A 20,786-nucleotide genomic window follows, 5' to 3' on the forward strand; every position below is an offset into this window, starting at 1 on the left:
AATGAATAATAGAGGCTGTGTTAGGACACATTAGGCAGGCGGGACGTTCGCCAGACAATCTATAAAAAACGCAAAAAAAAGCGTCCCGAAGGACGCTTAAAGATTCACCTTGACCAAAGGAGCTGTAGAGCTACTAAAGGCGAATTGTGTAGAGCCGGGACTTAACCTTCTGACTTCTTCATTGGTTCAGCGCGAGATTTCTCGTCAGCGCTGACGAACCGAGAAGCTTCGCTGCTGTGGTCATTGAAGTGAGTTTGTTGAGCCAAGCGGATCTTTTGAGCGGCCTGGCTCGCACGGTCACTGCCGTCCTCAGCCAGTACAGATGTACAGGAAAGGACGGTGGCTGTGAAAACCAGCGACTTGATCAGATTCATGGTGATTACCGTATAGGTGCAATGGCAGAAACCAGAGGCGCGCTTAATCGCACCTCAGGAGTTAGGCGTGATGGTAAGCCTCGAAAGTTAACGGGAGGGTGAGTGAAGGATGACAATATTGTTAGAAAGCGAATTAAAAAGTAGCGCGTAAAAACACGGTATAAAATTTTGAAATGGTAATCCTCTTTTGTTTGGAATTGCATCCGCCGAAATCTGCCCAGATTCATGAGTTGGGTCGCATGTGGATTGGTTTCAAAGAAGGGTGGCAATATGTTGCGCCATGGTGGAATGCTATCGCATAAACTTTAGTTTATAGATGATCTAACTATCTACTCAGGGTAGACCTAAAGAAAACAATGTCGACGTCATAGGTATGTTGGCTACAGGTATGTTGGATACAGCATTTGATAGGGTGATGGGGCTCAGGCGTTCTGCGAGGCGATACACAACCGCCTGCCAAACATGGGGGTCGGCAGGGGCTGCGTCGAACTATCGAAGTTTTATTGCTTTTGCGGATCGAACTGTTTGTCTCGAATAAACAGTGCCGGGATCACACCACAGATGAAATAGGCTGCGCCCATCACTAAAAACCCGACGCCGATCGAGCCGTGGGACGCCAGGAAACCAATGGCCGCAGGAGCAGTTGCTGCACCCAGACGTCCGATGTTGTAAGCCCCGCCGACGGCAGATCCGCGAAACTTGGCTTCGAAACTCTCGGTCATGTAAGTGGCGTTTACACCATAAGGAATCCCGTACAGGAAACCGAACACCACCAGCATCCACAGAATGTTGTCCGGGCTTTGGAATAACACGATGATCGGCAGAAATACCGCAGTCCCCAAGGCACCAAACGCGAACACGGCGCGACGACCAATACGATCGGCCGCCAGGCCGGCCAGGATCTTGCCGAGGATCATGGCGGTGTAAGTACCCACCATGTAGCCGGTCATGGATTTGAGGTTTATACCCAATTCACTTTCCAGATAGGTTGGCAGCCAGTTATTCACGCCGTAATAGCCGAACTGCAGAAAGCCTGCCGTCAGCGCCCAGCAGGTGAACATAAGGCGAGCCTTGGGATCACCGAAAATCTGTTTGTACATGCTCTCGCGCTTGGCCAATGTCGGCTTCGAACCGCCTTCAATTTTCCGCTTGGCGCGTTCGGCTTGTGCGTTGACCCAGGCCTGCGGCTCAGGGACGAAACGCTGCATCACCACGGCCAGGATGACCGGAATAAGTGCAACATAGAACAGCCAGCGCCAGCCGTGGATTGGCAGAATCCACCCGGCCAGTAACGTCGCAACGATATAGCCCACCGACCAGCCGGCTTGCAAGGTACCCAACACAGTGGTGCGAAAGCGCGTCGGTACGTACTCAGCCATCAGCGTGTTGCACGCCACATACAAGGCACCGATCCCCAGTGATGCCAGGAAACGGGTAATTGCGAACTGCCAATAGTTCTGCGTGAGACCGAGCACGGCTGTGCCAACGGAGAAGAGAATGATGCTCCACACGACGGTTTTTACCCGGCCGAAACGGTCACAGGCCCATCCGCCGTAAATACCACCAATAGCCATGCCTGCCAGGGTGAAGCTTCCCAGGCTACCAGCCTCGACGTTGGTCAGGCCAAATTCAGCCTTCAAGCTACTGAGGCTGTAGGAGAGCAGCATCAGATCAGCGCCATCAATCAACAAGCCAAGAAAGCAGAAAACAAATACCAACACCCACGTGTTGTTTTTAGCCGATGCCTTGGCATTGACCTGAGCTGCAGCTTCCATCACGTCACCTTATTGTATTTATAGGAACAGGGGGGCTTGAGTCCGAGCGGTCAGCTCTGGGCGTCGCGGATCATATTGCGGGCAATGACCAGCTGTTGAATCTGGGTAGTGCCTTCATAGATTCGGAACAGGCGTACGTCGCGATAAAATCGCTCAATGCTGTATTCGCTTACATAACCCGCACCGCCGTGGATCTGGACGCCGCGGTCAGCGACCCGACCGCACATTTCGGTGGCGAACATCTTGGCGCAGGAAGCCTCGGTGCCGATGTTCAGACCCTGGTCACGTTTTTGTGCGGCATCCAGCACCATGCAGCGCGCGGCATAGATTTCCGCCTTGCTGTCGGCAAGCATTGCCTGGATCAGTTGAAACTCGGCAATCGGCTTGCCGAACTGCTTGCGCTCGATTGCATATTGTAACGAGTCAGCCAGCATGCGCTCCGCTGCCCCCACGCTCAGGGCAGCAATATGCAGTCGACCTTTATCCAGCACTTTCATGGCGGTCTTGAACCCTACACCTTCAATACCACCGATTAACTGGCTGGCTGGAACCCGAACGTTCTCCAAGATGACGTCGCTGGTGTGAGCGCCTTTGTGCCCCATCTTGTGATCGGGTTTGCCCAGAAATAGGCCAGCCGTGTCGCGCTCTACGATGAATGCGCTGATACCGCCCGAGCCTTTGATGTCTGCATTCGTGCGGGCCATCACCGTGAAGATGCCGGCATGGGGTGCATTGGTAATGAAGCGTTTGGTGCCGTTGATGATGTAATGATCGCCGTCACGTATTGCGCTGGTTTTGAGTGATGCAGCGTCCGAACCCGAATCGGGCTCGGTGAGGCAAAAGGCACTCAGGAGCTCACCCGAGGCCAGTTTTGGCAGGTATTTGAGTTTTTGCTCCTGGCTACCGTCGAGCAGAATGCCAATCGAGCCGATGCCGTTGTTAGTGCCAATGTAGGAGCGGAAAGCCGGAGAGGTGCGCCCCAGTTCGAAAGCGATGTTCACCTCTTCTTCCATGGTCACACCCATGCCGCCGAACTCTTCCGGGATCGTCAGCCCGAACAGCCCCATCTCTTGCAACTGACTAACAATGTCGTCCGGAATGTTGTCGGTCTCGGCTACCTCGTTTTCCCGTGGAATTAACGCTTCGTTGACGAACTGGCGAAGGGAATCCAGGAGGATCTGAAGGGTTTCGGTATCACGGATCATTTGCGCTCCTCAAGGCCCTTGAACGGGCCATTTATTAGGGCGCCGATACCATTGCGTTAGCGAGCAGCGGCGCCGATGTTGTTAACCATGTCGATCAGGCGTGGGGCGATCTCGTCCTCAAGCTTTTCGCGTGGTAGTTGAAAGCTGGGTCCACCGCAGTTGAACGTCAGCAATCCGTACTGCGGGTGCGCCAGCGGCACTGCAACGGAGTTCACATCCCGTTGCCATTCACCGACTGACAGGCAGTACCCGTAATCGGCGTAGTCCCTGAATGCACGGTCGAGCCCCTTGCGGATCGCTGGCCATTGGTCCGTTTCTCGCTGGCGGATGTGGTTCAGTAAAAACTCCCGCTCTGTTTCCGGCATTGCCGCCAGGCAAGCCCTGCCCATCGAACTCTGTGCCAACGGCAGATAACTGCCTATCTGGCGCCGCATGGTCATGTTGCCCTGACCCTGAACCACATCCAGATACACCATCTGAAGCCGGTCACGGGCTGCCATTGCAACAGCTGCCTGAGCGTGATTGGCCAGGTCTTCCATCAGTGGATGGGCGACTGCGCGAATCGAAAGATTCGACAGCATCGCGTAACCGAAGCCGAGTACACCAACATCCAGTTGGTACTTGCCCGAATGCACTTCGCGCTTGAGACATCCCAGGCGCATCAACGTATTGGTCAGGCGCGTCACTGTCGGTTTGGGCAGCCCGGTCATCCTGGCCAGGTCCTGGTTACCCAGCACGTTCGCCCGTGGCGTGAAACACCTCAGCAGCTCAAGGCCGCGAGCCAGGGCCGTCACAAACTGGCCACTGCCTTGCTCTTCATTCATCCCGCTCGCCGGATCGAGATTGCCCATGCTCAGCAAGCCGAAATCATCTGAACCACTGGTGTCCGCTGCGGACTGGTCCGTCTTGTTGCGTGCCATGTTAAAACCCCAATTCTTGGAAATGCAAGAAAATAAAATACAGTTTCGCAGAGCGAAACAAAAGACCTTCAACAGTTAAAAAATTAAAAATGAGCTGAATTCAGTCAAAAACCCTTTATTTGTAAGGGAAAAATAAAATTTATTGATTAACTGTTTACAGCGCTTTAAGACCGTCTTTATGATAAATCAATAGTTCGGTATCTAGTTTCGTCTAGCGAAACACAATAAGAGAGAAAATATGAACTCCCCCAATGAGCCAGTCGTCACCCTCGAAATAGGCAAGGACGCTGTCGCACTTTTGCGCATCTCACGTCCAGAAGCTAAAAACGCCCTTAACAGCGCCATACGCGAGCAACTCGCCCAGCATTTTCGTGCGCTGGCTGATGACGCGAAGGTACGCGCCATCGTCCTGACCGGGGGCGAGCAGTGCTTTGTTGCCGGTGCCGACATCCGAGAGTTCGCTGACGCTACCCCCATCGAGATGTACCTGCGCCATACCGAATACCTGTGGGAAGCCATCGGCCGTTGCCCGAAACCCGTGATCGCAGCGGTGAACGGTTTCGCCTTGGGTGGCGGCTGCGAACTGGCCATGCACTGCGACATTATTGTCGCCGGTGAGTCCGCTCGTTTTGGGCAGCCAGAGGTCAAGCTCGGCCTGATGCCTGGAGCGGGGGGAACCCAGCGTCTCGTCCGTGCCGTCGGTAAATTCCAGGCGATGCGCATCGCCCTGACAGGTTGCATGGTGCCAGCCCCTGAGGCGCTGGCCATGGGTATGGTCAGCGAGGTGGTGAGCGACGACCAGACGATCTCCCGCGCACTGGAACTGGCCGCGCAGATTGCTGCCTTGCCACCGTTGGCCGTGGCGCAGATTAAAGAAGTCATGTTGGCGGGTGCGGACCTGCCGCTGGACAGTGCGCTGGTCCTTGAGCGCAAGGCGTTCCAGTTGCTGTTTGACTCCAAGGACCAGAAAGAGGGCGCTCGCGCTTTTCTGGAAAAGCGTAAAGCCAGCTTTGTAGGAGAGTGACCCATGACACGCGTGATTAATCACATGGCCATCGTCGGTGCCGGCGTGATGGGCACCGGTATTGCCCAGATCGCCGCCCAGGCGGGTATTCGAGTGACGCTGTTCGACAATCGTGACGGCGCGGCGCAGGGAGCCAGGGATAACCTTGAGCTGACGTTGGGCAAGCTGGTGAGCAAGGGCAAGATCACCAGCAGCGATGCACAACTGACCCTTGGGCAGCTTCAAGTAGCCACTTCTCTTGCGGATTTGAAGAGCGTTGATCTGGTGGTTGAGGCCATCATCGAACGTCTCGATGCCAAACAGGCCTTGCTGGCAGAGTTGGAGGCCGTTGTGGCCGATGACTGCATTCTGGCTTCCAATACCTCATCACTGTCGGTTACCAGCATTGCGCGCGGTTGCCAGCACCCCGAACGTGTCGCGGGTTTTCACTTTTTCAATCCTGTCCCCCTGATGAAAGTGGTGGAAGTCATCGACGGCCTGGCCACCGATCCGCTGATCGGCGACTGCCTGCAAGCGTTGGCGTCGCGCATGGGCCACCGGGGTATCAGGGCCAAGGACACCCCCGGTTTTATCATCAACCATGCCGGGCGCGCCTACAGCACCGAAGCCCTGCAAATTCTCAAGGAAGGCGTGGCCGAGCCAGCCGAGATCGACCGCATCCTGCGCGAAGGGCTGGGTTTTCGTATGGGGCCGCTGGAGTTGTTCGACCTGACGGCGCTGGACGTTTCCCATCCGGTCATCGAGTCGATCTACAACCAGTTTTACCAGGAGCCTCGTTACCGTCCGGCGGCGCTTACCCGCCAGATGCTGGAGGCCGGATACGTTGGCCGCAAGGTTGGGCGCGGGTTTTATCGCTATGCCAATGGCCAGAGGGTGGATACACCTCAGGCTCAGGTGGTGCCGACCGTGAGCGCGCTACCCCCGGTTTGGCTCGGCACTGAGAACGACACGGATCGTGCCGCCTTGATTGCCTTGCTGCACACCTTGGGCGCGCAAGTAGAACAGGACGCGACGCCGTCCAGTGAAGCCCTCTGTCTGCTGGCGCCCTATGGGCTGGACGCCACCGCCGCCGCCGGCAAGTTCGCCACCGACCCAGCGCGCACTGTCTGCATTGACCCGCTGCTGGACCTTGGCCGCTATCGCACTTTAATGCCCACACCGGCCACCCGGATTGATATGCGCGACGCAGCTCATGCGCTGTTGGCCCGCGACGGGGTCGGGGTCAGCGTGATCCACGACAGCGTGGGCTTCGTCGCCCAGCGCGTGCTGGCAATGATCATCAACCTGGCTGGCGACATCGTTCAACAAGGTATCGCCAGTGTCGACGATCTCGACGAGGGCGTGCGTCGCGGCTTGGCCTACCCACAGGGCCCTCTGGCGTGGGGCGATGAGGTCGGTGCCAAACGTCTGCTCACGATTATGCAGCGCATGACCGAACTGACCGGGGATCCGCGTTATCGCCCGGGGCCGTGGTTGCGTCGTCGAGCGGCGCTTGGCTTATCCCTGCGCCACAGTGAACCGGCGCTTAACTGATCTCGGAATTCCAGGAGTTTTCCATGCTCGACGCTTATATCTTTGCGGGGCTGCGCACGCCGTTCGGTCGCCACGGTGGAGCCCTCGCTGCCATTCGCCCGGACGATCTCGCTGCCCACGTTATCCGAGAATTGCTCGCCCGCCATGCCATTCCCGGTGATGCCATCGAGGATGTAATCCTCGGCAACACCAATCAGGCGGGGGAGGACAGCCGTAATATTGCCCGTCATGCCGCGCTGTTGGCAGGCCTGCCGGTGACGGTCCCGGGGCAAACGATAAACCGCCTGTGCGCCAGCGGTCTGGCGGCAGTGATCGATGCTGCTCGTGCGGTTACGTGTGGGGAAGGTGACCTTTTCGTCGCGGGCGGTGTGGAAAGCATGTCCCGTGCGCCCTTCGTCCTGGCCAAGGCTGAGACTGCCTACAGTCGCAAGCTCACGGTATTTGACAGCACTATTGGTGCGCGCTTCCCCAATCCGAAAATCACCGCCGAGTATGGCAATGACACCATGCCTCAGACCGGTGACAACGTAGCTTCCGATTACAGTATTAGCCGTGAGCAAGCGGACGTGTTTGCGGCCGGATCCCAGGCCCGCTACGAAGCTGCGCGGCTGTCCGGTTTCTTCGCTGACGAACTGCTCGCTGTGAGCGTACCAACCGGGCGCAAGACACCGCCCAATCTCGTTGATCAGGACGAGCATCCTCGCCCGCAATCTGATCTGGCGGCCCTCGCGCGGCTCAAGCCTTTGTCCGAGGGCGGTGTCGTCACTGCAGGTAACGCATCGGGGGTCAACGATGGTGCGGCTGCGCTGCTCATCGGCTCCAAAGCTGCTGGTGAACGTCATGGTCTGGTGCCAATGGTGCGTATTTTGTCTGCTGCCGCTGTGGGTGTTGCCCCTCGGATCATGGGCGTCGGGCCGGTCGAGGCGATCAACAAGGCTCTACAACGCGCAGGTTTAACCCTGGCGGACATGGACATTATTGAAATCAATGAAGCCTTTGCCTCCCAGGTTCTGGGCTGCCTCAAGGGGCTGGATGTGTCTTTCGATGACCCGCGCGTCAATCCCAATGGCGGTGCCATTGCGATCGGCCATCCTTTGGGCGCTTCTGGTGCGCGCCTGGCGATCAGCACTGCCAGGGCGCTGCAAAAAGGCGGTACGCGCTACGCGGTGGTGAGTCTGTGCATCGGGGTTGGCCAAGGGCTGGCGATGGTTATCGAGCGCGTATGAGCGCCGTGGAGAAAGGTGAAATGAAATGGGTGCTTTGACTGGATATCGCGTGCTCGACCTGAGTCGTGTACTGGCCGGCCCCTGGTGCGGCCAGACCTTGGCTGATCTCGGGGCCGAAGTGATCAAGATTGAACGGCCTGGCGCGGGTGATGACACCCGTGGCTGGGGACCGCCGTGGATGGGGGACGAGAATGATGAACCCACCCGGGAAGCTTCTTATTACCAGTCCACCAATCGTGGCAAGTTGTCGGTTGCACTCAACCTTGCCACTGTTGAGGGGCAGGAGATGGTGCGTGCGCTGGCAGCCAACTGTGATGTGCTGATTGAAAACTACAAAGCGGGCTCACTGGCCAAATACGGGCTGGACTATGCAAGCTTGTCTCAAATCAATCCTCGTCTGGTCTATTGCTCGGTGACGGGTTTCGGCCAGACCGGGCCTCGCGCAGCCGAGCCAGGTTATGACTTCATCATTCAAGGCATCGGTGGCCTGATGAGTATCACCGGCGAGCGAGATGATCTCCCGGGTGGAGGTCCACAGAAAGTCGGCGTGGCGTTCTCCGATTTGATGACCGGGCTTTACTCCACGGTTGCCATTCAGGCCGCATTGCTCAGTCGCGAAAAAACCGGTCTGGGCCAGCATGTCGACATGGCACTGCTTGATGTGCAAGTTGCAACCTTGTGCAACCAGAGTCAGAACTACCTGGCCTCTGGGAAACCTCCGGGCCGCTATGGCAATGCCCACGCGAACATCGTGCCGTACCAGGTATTCCGGGCCAGTGACCGCGATTTCATCATTGCATGCGGTAATGACAGCCAATTCATCGCCCTGTGCAACGCCATCGATCTGCCGGAACTGCCCCGGGACCCTCGATTTGCGCGCAATGCTGATCGGGTGACCAACCGGATAGAGGTCATCAAAATTCTGTCGGAGCATTTCCTGACGGGCTGCGCCGATGAATGGGTACAACGGATTCACCCTCAGGGCGTGCCGGTTGGCGCCATCAACAGCATCGCCCAGGCACTGGATGAACCGCAGGTCAAAGCGCGTGACATGCTCGTGAACATTCCCCACCCACTCAACCCTGACTTCATGACCGTGGGCAGTCCAATCAAGCTGTCCGGGACACCGGTTGAGTATCAGCGCGGCGCGCCGATGTTGGGCGAGCACACAGATGAAGTGCTCAAGCGCCAATTGGGGCTGGATGATGAGCGTCTAGCCGAATTGAAAGCCCAAGGTGTGATTGAGCAGCTTGGCGACCGTTAAGCTAAAAAAATCACAAGCATCGTCAGATGCTCTCAAGGCAATTTTAATCATTGGAGCCTGCCATGAAAGTCCTCGTCGCTATCAAGCGCGTGGTCGACTACAACGTCAAGGTTCGCGTCAAAGCGGACAACTCCGGCGTCGATCTCGCTAACGTCAAAATGTCGATGAATCCCTTCTGCGAAATCGCTGTGGAAGAAGCCGTACGCCTAAAGGAAAAGAGCGTTGCGACCGAGATCGTCGTCGTTTCCATCGGCCCGACTACTGCTCAGGAGCAACTGCGTACTGCGCTGGCGCTAGGTGCTGATCGCGCCATTCTGGTTGAGTCTGCTGATGAGTTGAACTCCCTGGCCGTGGCCAAACTGCTCAATGCCATCGTTGCCAAGGAACAGCCGCAACTGGTCATCCTCGGTAAACAGGCGATCGACAGCGACAACAACCAGACCGGCCAGATGCTGGCAGCATTGAGCGGTTACGCTCAGGGCACATTTGCGTCGAAAGTCGAAGTCAGCGGCGACAAAGTTGCCGTGACCCGTGAAATCGACGGCGGTCTGCAGACCGTCTCGTTGAGCCTGCCAGCCATCGTCACCACCGACTTGCGGCTGAACGAGCCACGCTACGCGTCGCTGCCAAACATTATGAAAGCCAAGAAGAAGCCGCTTGAAGTGCTGACCCCTGAGGCTCTGGGTGTTTCCACGGCTTCCACGACCAAGACGCTCAAGGTCCAGGCACCGGCTGCTCGCAGCGCGGGTATCAAGGTCAAGTCTGTGGCTGAACTGGTCGAGAAACTGAAAAACGAAGCGAAGGTGCTTTGAATTGGAGAGCCTGAAATGACTATTTTGGTTATCGCAGAACACGACAACGCGACACTGGCTCCGACCACTCTGAACACCGTGGCCGCTGCTGCCAAAATCGGCGGTGACATCAATGTGCTGGTTGCTGGCGCGGGCGCTTGGGCTGTTGCCGACGCCGCTGCCAAAGTAGCTGGCGTAGCCAAAGTATTGGTCGCCGATAACGCCGTGTATGCGCATCAACTGCCGGAGAATATCGCTCCACTGGTGGTTGAACTTGCTGGCGGCTACAGCCACATTCTGGCCGCAGCCACCTCCAACGGCAAAAATATCCTGCCACGCGTTGCTGCGTTGCTGGATGTCGATCAGATCTCCGAGATCATCTCGGTAGAATCGGCCGATACCTTCAAGCGCCCAATCTATGCCGGTAACGCCATTGCCACCGTGCAATCGTCTGCCGCTGTCAAAGTCATCACCGTGCGTGCCACCGGTTTCGATCCGGTCGCTGCTGAGGGGGGAGCGGCTGCGGTTGAAGCGGTTTCGGCTGCTCACGATGCGGGTAAATCGAGCTTTGTGGGTGAAGAGCTGGCCAAGTCCGACCGTCCGGAGCTGACTGCTGCCAAGATCATCGTTTCCGGCGGTCGCGGTATGCAGAACGGTGACAACTTCAAACACCTCTACACCCTGGCCGACAAGCTGGGTGCTGCGGTCGGCGCGTCCCGCGCGGCTGTGGACGCAGGTTTTGTACCGAACGACATGCAGGTCGGCCAGACCGGCAAGATCGTTGCACCACAGTTGTATATCGCCGTCGGTATTTCCGGTGCGATCCAGCACCTGGCAGGCATGAAGGATTCTAAGGTGATCGTGGCGATCAACAAGGATGAAGAGGCGCCGATTTTCCAGGTGGCCGATTACGGCCTGGTAGCCGATCTCTTTGAAGCTTTGCCGCAACTTCAGCAATTGATGTGACACGTTGAGTCGACAAGGCCAGGCGCTATGTCTTTAGCGCTTGGCCTTCACTCAGTCGTAAGAGCCTTTACCTGGCATTTTGATGCCATGCTGGTTCACTTTTCGATACAGCGTTGCGCGGGAGATTCCAAGCGCTTGTGCTGCCAGTACCGGCTTCCATCGATTGCGCACCAGTGTATCGATCAACGCCTGACGTTCCGGGCTGCCGGATGCCGTTTCCTGTCCTTTTACCGACGTACCGATGCCCAGCGTGGCCGGCAAGTCATCCACGCTGATGACATGAGATGTGCAGACCGCGCAGGCATAGCGCAGCACGTGGTGTAACTGGCGCATGTTGCCGGGCCAGCTGTAATTCAAGAGCGTTTCCAGCGCCGCCTCGCCCAACTCGAGCCGCTCGCCAGAGCGCTGGCATTCTTCTTCCAGCAGTTTGTTGATCAGCAGGAGTTTGTCTTTGCGCTCTCGTAATGGCGGTATGTCAAAGCGCGCACCACTCAAACGGAAATACAAGTCCTCACGAAAGCTTCCGCGTTCTACCAAGCTTGATATATCTCGATGGCTGGCGCAAATGACCTGAATGTCGATGGGCTTGGGTCGAGCTGCGCCAAGCGGTGCCACTTCGCCCTCACTCAGTACCCTGAGCAGGCGTGTTTGGAGCGAGAGCGGCATATCGCCGATCTCATCAAGAAATAGCGTGCCTCCATCAGCTTGCTCCAACAGGCCGCGCATGCCTTTGCTGGATGCGCCGGTAAATGCGCCAGCGCTGTATCCAAACAGTTCACTCTCGATGAGATTCTCGGGTATTGCCGCACAGTTCACTGCGATGAACGGCTGATTACTGCGCTTGCTCGCGGCGTGCAGTTGCAATGCAAAGTGTTCTTTACCCGCACCAGTCTCACCGTGGATAAGCACCGGCAGCCCGCGGTCCTTGACGCGTACGCCCAGTTCCAGAGCTGCCGCCACCTTGGGATCCAACGCGAAAGCCACAGTGTTCGCTATAGGTGAGGTGGTTGGTCTACGGGGGGCTTTGAGGCGGGCATACACGCTCAGTGAAGGCAGATAGTGAATACTGTCGTCGCTGGCCGCCGGAAGGCGCTCCGGGGCGAAAGCTTCGTGAATGCCGGTGGGAATCCTGCCATGACGCTTGAGAAGAAGACGTCTGGCGGCAGGGTTGAGTGCCTGTATCGTCCCGTCGCGATCCCAGGCGAACAGGCATTGTGGCTGGCTGTCGATGAAGCCGGGTGAAGGGTGCGCCCGTAGCACGTACAGATCCTGAGTGCTGTGCATGAAATAGGCATTCTCGATTTCACTGGCGCTCTGAATGACCATTTGGCGGATCAGATGCTGGCTGCGCCGATCATCAGGAGCGCGTACGGAGGAGACATCCAGAACTGCCAGAATCTCGCCGCTTGGAGCAAACACCGGAGCAGCCGAGCAAGTGATGCCAATAAACGCAGCGCGAAAGTGATCGTGTTTATGCACGGTGATGGGTTGTCTGTCGATCAGCACGGCGCAAACGCCTGTGGTTCCTTCTTCGCTCTCCGACCAGCAGGTGCCTACGTCCATGCCAGCGCGACGGTACTCACTGCGTAGGGTCGACTCGATTCGGTAATCGACCGTGCAGCCCAGAGTATCGGTAAGCATCACACAGTAATCGGCATCACGTACCCGGCTGTGCAGGCGTGAGATCTCGTCACCGGCAAGATGCAGAAAATCATCGATACGCTCACGGTGCTCATGAAGCAGATGAGCTTCCAGAACCCTGGGGCCCTGAAGGGAGCCAGGATCAAGTTTGTGGTGTTGTACCGAGCGACGCCAGGAATCAAGGATGACGTTGGGCAGCGGTACGGTAGGAGCATTTTCGGCAGTGCGTAACACTCGACTTACGTGTTCCACGTGAGACTTTGCGTAGCCAGAGGACATGGTACCTCCGAAGTTGGATCTAATTTTTGTAGGCCCCATTAAATGCGGGTTGAGCGGGTCTCACAAGCGGTATTGATCGGCCACTGCGCTGTGAGACATAACATCTCATCAATCGCGCTTTGGCTGGGAGAGGAGAGCCATTATGTCTTAGCCAGCCTTGCTGTCAGCGTGCCGTCTGACAAGCGTTAAGCCTTCTATCTCAAGCGATTCAAGCAATTTCAAGGTGTTTGGCATTTGATTTGCTCTGACTGTCTCAGTGGTCCGCTTCAGACGGTCACACCTCACAATAATAAATATCAGAGGCATCACATGAGCGTATCTCCAGCTGTCAATTTCTCGCTAACAGGCAAAGTTGCCTTGATCACCGGAGCCGGACGTGGCATCGGGCAAGGCATCGCACTGAGCCTGGCCCAGGCTGGCGCCGATCTGGTACTCGCCGATTTTGATTTGAACATTGCAGAAGAAGCCGCCGCGAACGTGCGTGCGCTGGGCCGGCGTGCCCTCGCCCTGAAGGTTGATGTCAGCCAGGCTGACAGCGTCACAGCCATGATCGAACAAGTAAGGCATGAATACGGCCGCCTTGATATCGCGGTTAACAACGCTGGCGTCGTCAGCTTGGGCCGTGTCGATGAATTGCCGGTCAGCGAATGGGACCGAATCATGAACATCAACGCCCGCGGGGTCTTCCTGTGTTGTCAGGCCGAACTCAGACTGATGCGCGAGCACCAATTCGGTCGAATCATCAACCTGGCTTCAATCGCCGGCAAAGTCGGATTCCCGGACCTGTCTCACTACAGCGCATCGAAGTTTGCGGTGATCGGCTTCTCCAACGCTTTCGCCAAGGAAGTGGCCCGTGAAGGCATCACGGTCAATGCCCTGTGCCCGGGGGTTGTAGGCACGGGGATGTGGCGCGGCGACGAAGGACTTTCCGCGCGCTGGAGCCAGCCGGGCGAGACCGAAGAGCAATCCTGGGAACGACATCAGTCCAGCCTTTTGCCACAAGGCGAGGCGCAAACCGTCGAAGACATGGGCCAACTAGCTGTTTATCTGGCCTGCGCACCCCATGTCACCGGGCAGGCAATCGCTGTAGACGGCGGCTTCTCGCTCTAATTTGAGACGCGGAAATTTAACTGATCCGCTCTATCCAAATCACGAAGTTGAATTTCCCTGAATGTCCATTCGGGGAAACAAACGCAGCTTGCCTGCACATTCTATCTACGGACAGTCGTTAGTTAGAACTAGCAGACAAAATGATTAAATCAGGAGAACACAATGACAACTACCGTTCTGGCCAAGCGCTCCCTGGGCACCGATATCATTCACTACGATGCAGTCATTATCGGCGCAGGCTTTGGTGGCATATACATGCTCAAAAAGTTACGTGACGAACTAGGCTTGAAGGTTCGCGCCTTTGACAAAGCAGGCGGCGTTGGCGGCACTTGGTATTGGAATCGTTACCCTGGAGCTTTGTCCGATAGTGAATCATTTGTCTATTGCTTCTCGTGGGATCGTGAACTCTGCCAGGATTGGGAAATCACTACGCGCTACCTGACCCAGCCGCAAATTCTGTCTTATCTCAATCACGCAGTTGACCGGCATGATCTGCGCCGGGATATTCAACTGCAAACAGCTATCACGTCTGCGGTTTACGATGAGCAAAGTTGCCGTTGGCTCGTGAGTACCGATGACGGTCATCAATACAGTGCCAAATACCTGGTAACGGCGTTGGGCCTGCTCTCGGCAACCAATGTGCCGAAAATCGAAGGTCTGGATCAGTTCCAGGGGCACATGTATCACACCGCCAATTGGCCGGCCGAGGCTGTATTGGAAGGTAAGCGCGTCGGCGTCATCGGCACCGGCTCGACAGGCTGCCAAGTCATCACCGCTATCGCCCCAACAGTGGGGCACCTGACCGTCTTCCAGCGTTCTGCGCAATACACGGTGCCAGTGGGCAATGGTCCAGTCAGTCGCGAGTATGTCGATGACATTAAGCGCAACTATGACGCCATCTGGAAAGAAGTTCGCTCCTCACGGCTAGCGTTCGGCTTTGAGGAAAGTGATATTCCGACCATGAGCGTTTCCGATGCCGAGCGTAAAGAAATCTTTCAGCGTGCCTGGGACGGTGGCGGTGGCTTCCGTTACATGTTCCAGACCTTCAACGACATCGCTACCAATGAAGAAGCCAATGTCGCGGCCCAGGACTTTGTCCGCGGGAAAATCGCTGAGATCGTCAAGGACCCGGAAACGGCGCGCAAGCTGATGCCGCGCGATCTTTATGCGAAGCGCCCTTTGTGTGACAGCGGCTACTACGCCACTTTCAATCGAGACAACGTCGCGCTGGTGGACGTGAAGGCCAACCCGATCGAGGCGATCACCGCCAACGGTATTCGTACCGCGGACGGGGTGGAGCATGAACTGGATGTATTGATTTTTGCCACGGGCTTCGATGCCGTGGACGGCAACTACAAGCGTATTGATATTCGCGGCCGCGACGGGGTGAGTATCAAGGATCATTGGGCGGACGGCCCCTCCAGCTACCTGTCTGTTGCCACCGCAAACTTCCCGAACATGTTCATGATCCTGGGGCCCAATGGGCCGTTCACCAACCTGCCACCCACCATTGAGACTGAAGTCGAATGGGTGTCCGATTTGATTGGTTTTATGGAAGAAAACGAACTGGCAAGCGTAGAGCCTGATCCTGAAAGCGAGCATAAATGGGGCGTGACCTGCCAGGAAATTGCAGATCAAACGCTGTTCGCCAAGACCGACTCCTGGATTTTTGGGGCAAATATTCCGGGTAAAAGTAACTCGGTTTATTTCTACATGGCAGGCCTGGGCGCTTTCAGCGAAGAACTGACTTCGGTGAAAAACAATGAATACCAAGGCTTCAAGTTCAAGGCCGTGACCGTGGCGAACAAGCCCGTGCAAAAAACATTGCACTAACAGAGCGGCAGCCGGTTACCGACAAACAAGGTCTGACTCGCTTTTAACGCTTGCGCCAGGGCAAGCGGCCCACGGGCGCAATTGCTTCTGGGTTGCGTACCCATTTGGAGAACATGCTGTGAATCTGAATAATCCCGAACTCTTCCGCCAGCACGCTTATATCGATGGTGAATGGCTCGCCGCGAATAATGGCGAGACCATCACGGTCACCAACCCTTCGACCAATATCTCCATCGGCCAGGTTCCGCGGATGGGCAAAGCAGAAACCCGGCGTGCCATTGAAGCCGCCGAGCATGCTTTGCCAGCATGGCGACAGTTATCAGCCAAGGAGCGCGGTAACAAGCTGCGACGCTGGTACGAACTGATCATCGAAAATCAACATGATCTGGCGCTCATCATGACGTTGGAGCAGGGCAAGCCATATAGTGAAGCCTTGGGGGAAATTGTTTTTGGCGCGTCCTATATCGAGTGGTATGCCGAAGAAGCCAAGCGTGTCTATGGTGATCTGATCCCGGGGGCAATGGACAAACGCCTGCTGGTCATCAAACAACCCGTCGGCGTCTGTGCGGCCATCACGCCCTGGAACTTCCCCAGCGCGATGATCACGCGTAAAGCCGGCCCAGCGCTAGCGGCCGGTTGCACAATGGTCATCAAACCTGCCTCCCAGACGCCATTTTCGGCGCTGGCGTTGGTTGATCTGGCAGAGCAGGCGGGCATTCCCAAGGGCGTTCTGTCAGTGGTAACCGGCACAGCATCGGAGATTGCCGAAGAGCTGACCAGCAATCCCACCGTGCGTAAGATTTCCTTTACTGGCTCTACCGAAATTGGCCGTCAGATCATGGAAAAGTGCGCTCGGGACATCAAGAAAGTCTCCCTTGAGTTGGGCGGTAACGCACCCTTCATTGTCTTTGACGATGCCGATCTCGATGCAGCGGTGGAGGGCGCGCTGGCTTCCAAGTTCCGCAATGCCGGGCAGACTTGCGTGTGCGCCAACCGACTGTATGTGCATGACAAGGTGTATGACGCCTTCGTCGACAAACTGTCGGCGGCAGTCGCCGGGCTGAAGATGGGTGACGGCTTCGCCGAAGGCATAACGATCGGCCCGCTGATCGATGGCAAGGCGGTTGCGAAAGTTCGCGAGCATATCGAAGACGCTGTGGCCAAGGGCGCCAAGGTGCTCAGGGGTGGATCAGGGCATGCGCTGGGCGGGAATTTTTTCGAACCCACCATTCTCGTTGATGTGCCAGACAATGCGCGGGTATCCAAGGAAGAAACCTTCGGTCCGCTCGCGCCAGTCTTTCGATTCTTCGACGACGTGGAGGTCATTCAAAAGGCCAACGATACCGAGTTCGGTTTGGCGGCCTACTTCTATTCGTCGGACTTGGGCAGGGTGTTCCAGGTCGGTGAAAGCCTTGAATACGGCATCGTAGGAGTCAATACCGGAATCATCAGTTCCGAGGCGGCACCCTTCGGCGGTATCAAATCATCCGGTGTCGGTAGGGAAGGTTCCAAGTACGGCATCGAGGACTATCTCGAGATCAAGTATCTCTGCCTGGCAGGTATCTGATCGGCGTTAACACATCTGGCAAGTTGTCTGATCTCACTTTTTATCCGCTTTCTATCTCTGCGACCGCAATGGCCTGGCGGTCCGCATAGCGCTGTTTCGTAAAACATAACAATAAGGAAGTCGACATGAATAACCATTGGAAACTGCATTTTGGACTAGGTATTTGCGCCTGCATGACTTTCCCCGCTTCTGCGACCGACCTGTCATCGCGATGGGGGACAGGGGACTGGGGTGGGGCGCGTAGCGAGTTGCTGGACAAGGGGGTAGACGTCATTGTGGGCTACACCGGAGAGGCTGCCAGTAATTTGCACGGTGGTTATAACAATGACCGCACTGCGCGTTACACCGCGCAATGGGCGCTGGGTACCCACCTAGATCTGCAAAAAGTCCTTGGATGGAATGATGCAGAGTTCCAGTTGCTGGTAACCGAGCGTAATGGCAACAATCTGTCCAACGACCGGATAGCCGACCCGCGTACCGGCCAGCTCAGTTCTGTTCAAGAAGTATGGGGTAGGGGGCAAACCTGGCGCCTGACCCAAATGTGGTATCGGCAGCAGTTTCTGGCTGGAGCTCTAGACCTCAAACTTGGGCGCCTGGGTGTCAACGAAGACTTCAACAGTTTCCCGTGCGACTTTCAGAGCCTGGCGTTTTGCAGCGCTCCGATCGGTAACGTGGCTGGTGACATCTGGTACAGCGGTCCCGTGAGCCAATGGGGCATGCGGGTCAAATACAACATCAGTGCGCAGTGGGCCGTACAAATCGGTGTGTATGAACAAAACCCTTCGAATCTGGAGACAGGCAACGGCTTCAAACTCAGCGGTAGCGGTACCAAGGGAGCGCTGGTGCCAGTCGAGGTTATCTGGAAACCATTACTGGGCAGTGAAGCGCTGCCAGGCGAATACCGGTTGGGTTACTACCACAGTAGCGCCAATGCCAATGATGTTTATGACGACGTCAATGACTTGCCTCAGGGACTCACCGGCCAAGCGCCCAAGTCGCGCAGCAGCAAGCATGGCGCTTGGGTAATGGGCCAACAGCAACTCACTACGCATCATGGTGATGCTGCGCGAGGCCTGAGTGTATTTGCCAGCTTGACCGTCCATGACCAGGCCACCAGTGGCATCGAAAGTTTCCAGAACGTCGGGGCGGTCTACAAAGGCCCATTTGATGCGCGACCCAAGGACGATCTAGGGATCGGTATCGCGCGCATTCATGTCAACGATGATGTGTCCAGACGTCAACGGCAGATCAATTCAAGTAACGCTGTGGATGACTATGAAAATCCTCTCTACGTCCCGGTGCAGCGAACCGAATACAACATCGAACTCAACTATGGCGTACACGTCACCGACTGGCTGATCGTGCGTCCGAACCTGCAGTATGTGCGCCACCCTGGCGGCGTATACGAAGTGGATAACGCTCTGGTTGCAGGTGTGAAGCTCCAGGTAATCTTCTAAGCTTTCGCCCCAAGACCGTCTGCCAAGCAACGTTTCTATCGGAATGTTGCCTCATAGGGGTGGTGTCAGAGCACTAAGTACTTGCTGTCTAATTTTCCATAACGTTCGAGGAAAAACTAAAATGAGTAAGTCCCAAGGGAAAGTTGCTTTTGTTACAGGCGCAGGTCAAGGGATCGGTGAGGCCATTGCCTTGCGACTGGCGTCAGACGGTTTTGCGGTAGCCTGTGCTGATATGAATATGGAAACAGCAAATCACGTTGCTGAGCGAATCAAAAAAGAGGGCGGGAAAGCTCTGGCGGTAAAAGTTGATGTGGCCGATCGTGATGATGTCTTCAAAGCCGTGCAGGAGGCGGTGGATGGCCTGGGCGATCTACATGTCGTTATCAATAATGCGGGTATTGCGCCCATTGCGCCCATTGAGGCTATTACGCCAGAGATTTACAGGAGAACGTTTGATATCAACGTAGGGGGTGTTTTGTGGGGTATACAGGCCGCTGTAAACGCGTTCAAAACGCTGGGGCACGGTGGCAAAATCATCAGTGCTTCTTCGCAAGCCGGTCATGTCGGCAATCCAGACTTGGCTGTTTATGGTGGGACTAAATTCGCCGTCCGTGGCATCACCCAAACGGCGGCCAAGGAGTTGGCCCACCTCGGCATTACGGTGAATGCCTACTGCCCTGGCATTGTAAATACACCCATGATGCGCAAGGTTGCCCAGGATGTGGCGGACAATGCTAAGCAAAGTTTTGAATGGGGGATGGAGCAATTCGCCCAGCACATCGCGTTAAAGAGACTTTCTCAGCCAGAGGATGTCGCCGCGTGTGTTTCATTCTTGTCCGGCCCGGATTCTGACTACATGACAGGTCAAGCTGTCATTATTGATGGCGGAATGGTGTTTAATTAAGTTTCAACTCGCGCCTATGCACAGCCAAAATATTTAGTCCTGGGGAAGCGTCGTCAATCGTTGAAACTGATTGGCGACGCCGCGTCCTGCCTGAAGCGTTGACGCTACGGATGATGGTTTTTGCCCTCGCCGATCATCAAGGAGGTAAAGAGCCGTAAGCCTGTCTGTGCAGACTTCACCTTCATCTGGAGGTTGTGGGGCACCCAAGCGATGCGGTGGGTCATTTCACTGTGACCATTGAATGGTCAGGGCTAAATCGGGCGTCGAGGGATGCAAGCCGCACGGTGGGGCATCTACGATGCGTTGGCCAGAATCTTCTTTGATGTATGGCAGCTCTTTGCGGTTGCCAATGGCGCAAGCTTTCTGATTCTTGGGTTTACGGTATTTTAGGTGAGGTTCGCCATCGCGCAGAGCATGCCGGTCGCCGAAGTCAAAGGGGAAAGAGTTCAACGAGGTCATCATCGATGACGGCATGTTCCAGCGCATTGCCAAGGCCCCGCATGACCAAACGGCCTACGCTCAGGATCTCTTGGCACTGCGGGTGGGCGTGGGTCGACGAAAAACGCCTCAATTTTCAATCGGCTACTTCGTTTGTAGCGATTGAGGAAGATATTACGAGTATTTACTTTGAAGCAAGGATACCTTCGTCTTTAATATCTCAACCGGGCTGGTCAATACCAACACCATCCCGATGCTGCTCAAGACGATGCAGGCTGGCAAGATTAGGCCTGGCAAGCTGATTACTCACCGTTTTAAACTCGATGACGTCATTGGGCCTACGAAGTCTTCGGCAATGCGGCCATGCAAGTGATTCTGTCACCGTAAAAGAGCCGCCGGTCAGGGCTGTTGCCAGCCTGCTCCGGTGCATCCGTTGTGATCGAACATTAAGGAAGAGTGGATGCACGTGGTATTCAAAA

The 20,786-nt window shown here is 56.1% G+C and carries 16 protein-coding genes; 11 read left to right on the plus strand and 5 right to left on the minus strand.

The genetic code is table 11. The annotated features are described in order from the left end of the window. Window positions 1–161: 161 nt before the first annotated feature. From VGC62_RS25515 to VGC62_RS25530, 4 genes are all read right to left on the minus strand, one after another. On the minus strand, window positions 162–374 hold the full coding sequence (locus VGC62_RS25515) for a hypothetical protein (protein ID WP_331189855.1): 213 nt from the start codon (window positions 372–374) through the stop codon (window positions 162–164). A gap of 500 nt (window positions 375–874) precedes the next feature. After that, a complete protein-coding gene (locus VGC62_RS25520) occupies window positions 875–2,149 on the minus strand; it encodes an MFS transporter (protein WP_331189856.1) in 1,275 nt (424 codons plus the stop codon). 50 nt (window positions 2,150–2,199) lie between these two features. Then, complete coding sequence (locus VGC62_RS25525) at window positions 2,200–3,354, minus strand: acyl-CoA dehydrogenase family protein (RefSeq protein ID WP_331189857.1); 1,155 nt, start codon at window positions 3,352–3,354, stop codon at window positions 2,200–2,202. A 56-nt stretch (window positions 3,355–3,410) separates the two neighbouring features. Next, a complete protein-coding gene (locus VGC62_RS25530; protein WP_331189858.1) occupies window positions 3,411–4,274 on the minus strand; it encodes an IclR family transcriptional regulator in 864 nt (287 codons plus the stop codon). Between the two features lie 238 nt (window positions 4,275–4,512). Between VGC62_RS25530 and VGC62_RS25535 the strand changes: the two genes are divergently transcribed. The 6 genes from VGC62_RS25535 to VGC62_RS25560 all read left to right on the plus strand — a co-directional run bounded on the left by VGC62_RS25535 (window position 4,513) and on the right by VGC62_RS25560 (window position 11,078). Further along, window positions 4,513–5,298: an enoyl-CoA hydratase gene (locus VGC62_RS25535; protein WP_331189859.1), complete on the plus strand. Its 786-nt coding sequence runs from the start codon at window positions 4,513–4,515 to the stop codon at window positions 5,296–5,298. Between the two features lie 3 nt (window positions 5,299–5,301). Continuing rightward, entirely contained in the window at window positions 5,302–6,831 is a 1,530-nt protein-coding gene (locus VGC62_RS25540) for a 3-hydroxyacyl-CoA dehydrogenase (RefSeq protein ID WP_331189860.1), read from the plus strand. A gap of 23 nt (window positions 6,832–6,854) precedes the next feature. Next, a complete protein-coding gene (locus VGC62_RS25545) occupies window positions 6,855–8,057 on the plus strand; it encodes a 3-oxoadipyl-CoA thiolase (protein ID WP_331189861.1) in 1,203 nt (400 codons plus the stop codon). 25 nt (window positions 8,058–8,082) lie between these two features. Further along, window positions 8,083–9,321, plus strand: coding sequence for a CaiB/BaiF CoA-transferase family protein (locus VGC62_RS25550; protein ID WP_331189862.1), 1,239 nt, complete (start codon window positions 8,083–8,085; stop codon window positions 9,319–9,321). A 62-nt stretch (window positions 9,322–9,383) separates the two neighbouring features. Further along, complete coding sequence (locus tag VGC62_RS25555; RefSeq protein ID WP_331189863.1) at window positions 9,384–10,133, plus strand: electron transfer flavoprotein subunit beta/FixA family protein; 750 nt, start codon at window positions 9,384–9,386, stop codon at window positions 10,131–10,133. A gap of 15 nt (window positions 10,134–10,148) precedes the next feature. Further along, window positions 10,149–11,078, plus strand: coding sequence for an electron transfer flavoprotein subunit alpha/FixB family protein (locus VGC62_RS25560; protein ID WP_331189864.1), 930 nt, complete (start codon window positions 10,149–10,151; stop codon window positions 11,076–11,078). Window positions 11,079–11,129: 51 nt separating this feature from the next. Here the strand turns inward: VGC62_RS25560 and VGC62_RS25565 are convergent, their stop codons facing one another. Continuing rightward, a complete protein-coding gene (locus VGC62_RS25565; protein ID WP_331189865.1) occupies window positions 11,130–12,998 on the minus strand; it encodes a sigma-54-dependent Fis family transcriptional regulator in 1,869 nt (622 codons plus the stop codon). 309 nt (window positions 12,999–13,307) lie between these two features. Here VGC62_RS25565 and VGC62_RS25570 point away from each other — a divergent pair, with 309 nt between their 5' ends. The 5 genes from VGC62_RS25570 to VGC62_RS25590 all read left to right on the plus strand — a co-directional run bounded on the left by VGC62_RS25570 (window position 13,308) and on the right by VGC62_RS25590 (window position 19,869). Next, window positions 13,308–14,108, plus strand: coding sequence for an SDR family NAD(P)-dependent oxidoreductase (locus tag VGC62_RS25570; RefSeq protein ID WP_331189866.1), 801 nt, complete (start codon window positions 13,308–13,310; stop codon window positions 14,106–14,108). A 162-nt stretch (window positions 14,109–14,270) separates the two neighbouring features. Next, window positions 14,271–15,941: an NAD(P)/FAD-dependent oxidoreductase gene (locus VGC62_RS25575; protein WP_331189867.1), complete on the plus strand. Its 1,671-nt coding sequence runs from the start codon at window positions 14,271–14,273 to the stop codon at window positions 15,939–15,941. Window positions 15,942–16,059: 118 nt separating this feature from the next. Next, entirely contained in the window at window positions 16,060–17,508 is a 1,449-nt protein-coding gene (gene gabD, locus VGC62_RS25580) for an NADP-dependent succinate-semialdehyde dehydrogenase (RefSeq protein WP_331189868.1), read from the plus strand. A gap of 125 nt (window positions 17,509–17,633) precedes the next feature. Continuing rightward, complete coding sequence (locus tag VGC62_RS25585) at window positions 17,634–18,965, plus strand: carbohydrate porin (protein WP_331189869.1); 1,332 nt, start codon at window positions 17,634–17,636, stop codon at window positions 18,963–18,965. A 121-nt stretch (window positions 18,966–19,086) separates the two neighbouring features. After that, window positions 19,087–19,869 (plus strand): (S)-acetoin forming diacetyl reductase, encoded by a 783-nt coding sequence (locus tag VGC62_RS25590; protein ID WP_331189870.1) that lies wholly within the window; start codon window positions 19,087–19,089, stop codon window positions 19,867–19,869. Window positions 19,870–20,786 lie beyond the last annotated feature (917 nt).

Source organism: Pseudomonas sp. (genome assembly GCF_036404235.1).
In the GTDB taxonomy this organism is placed as follows: Bacteria; Pseudomonadota; Gammaproteobacteria; order Pseudomonadales; family Pseudomonadaceae; genus Aquipseudomonas.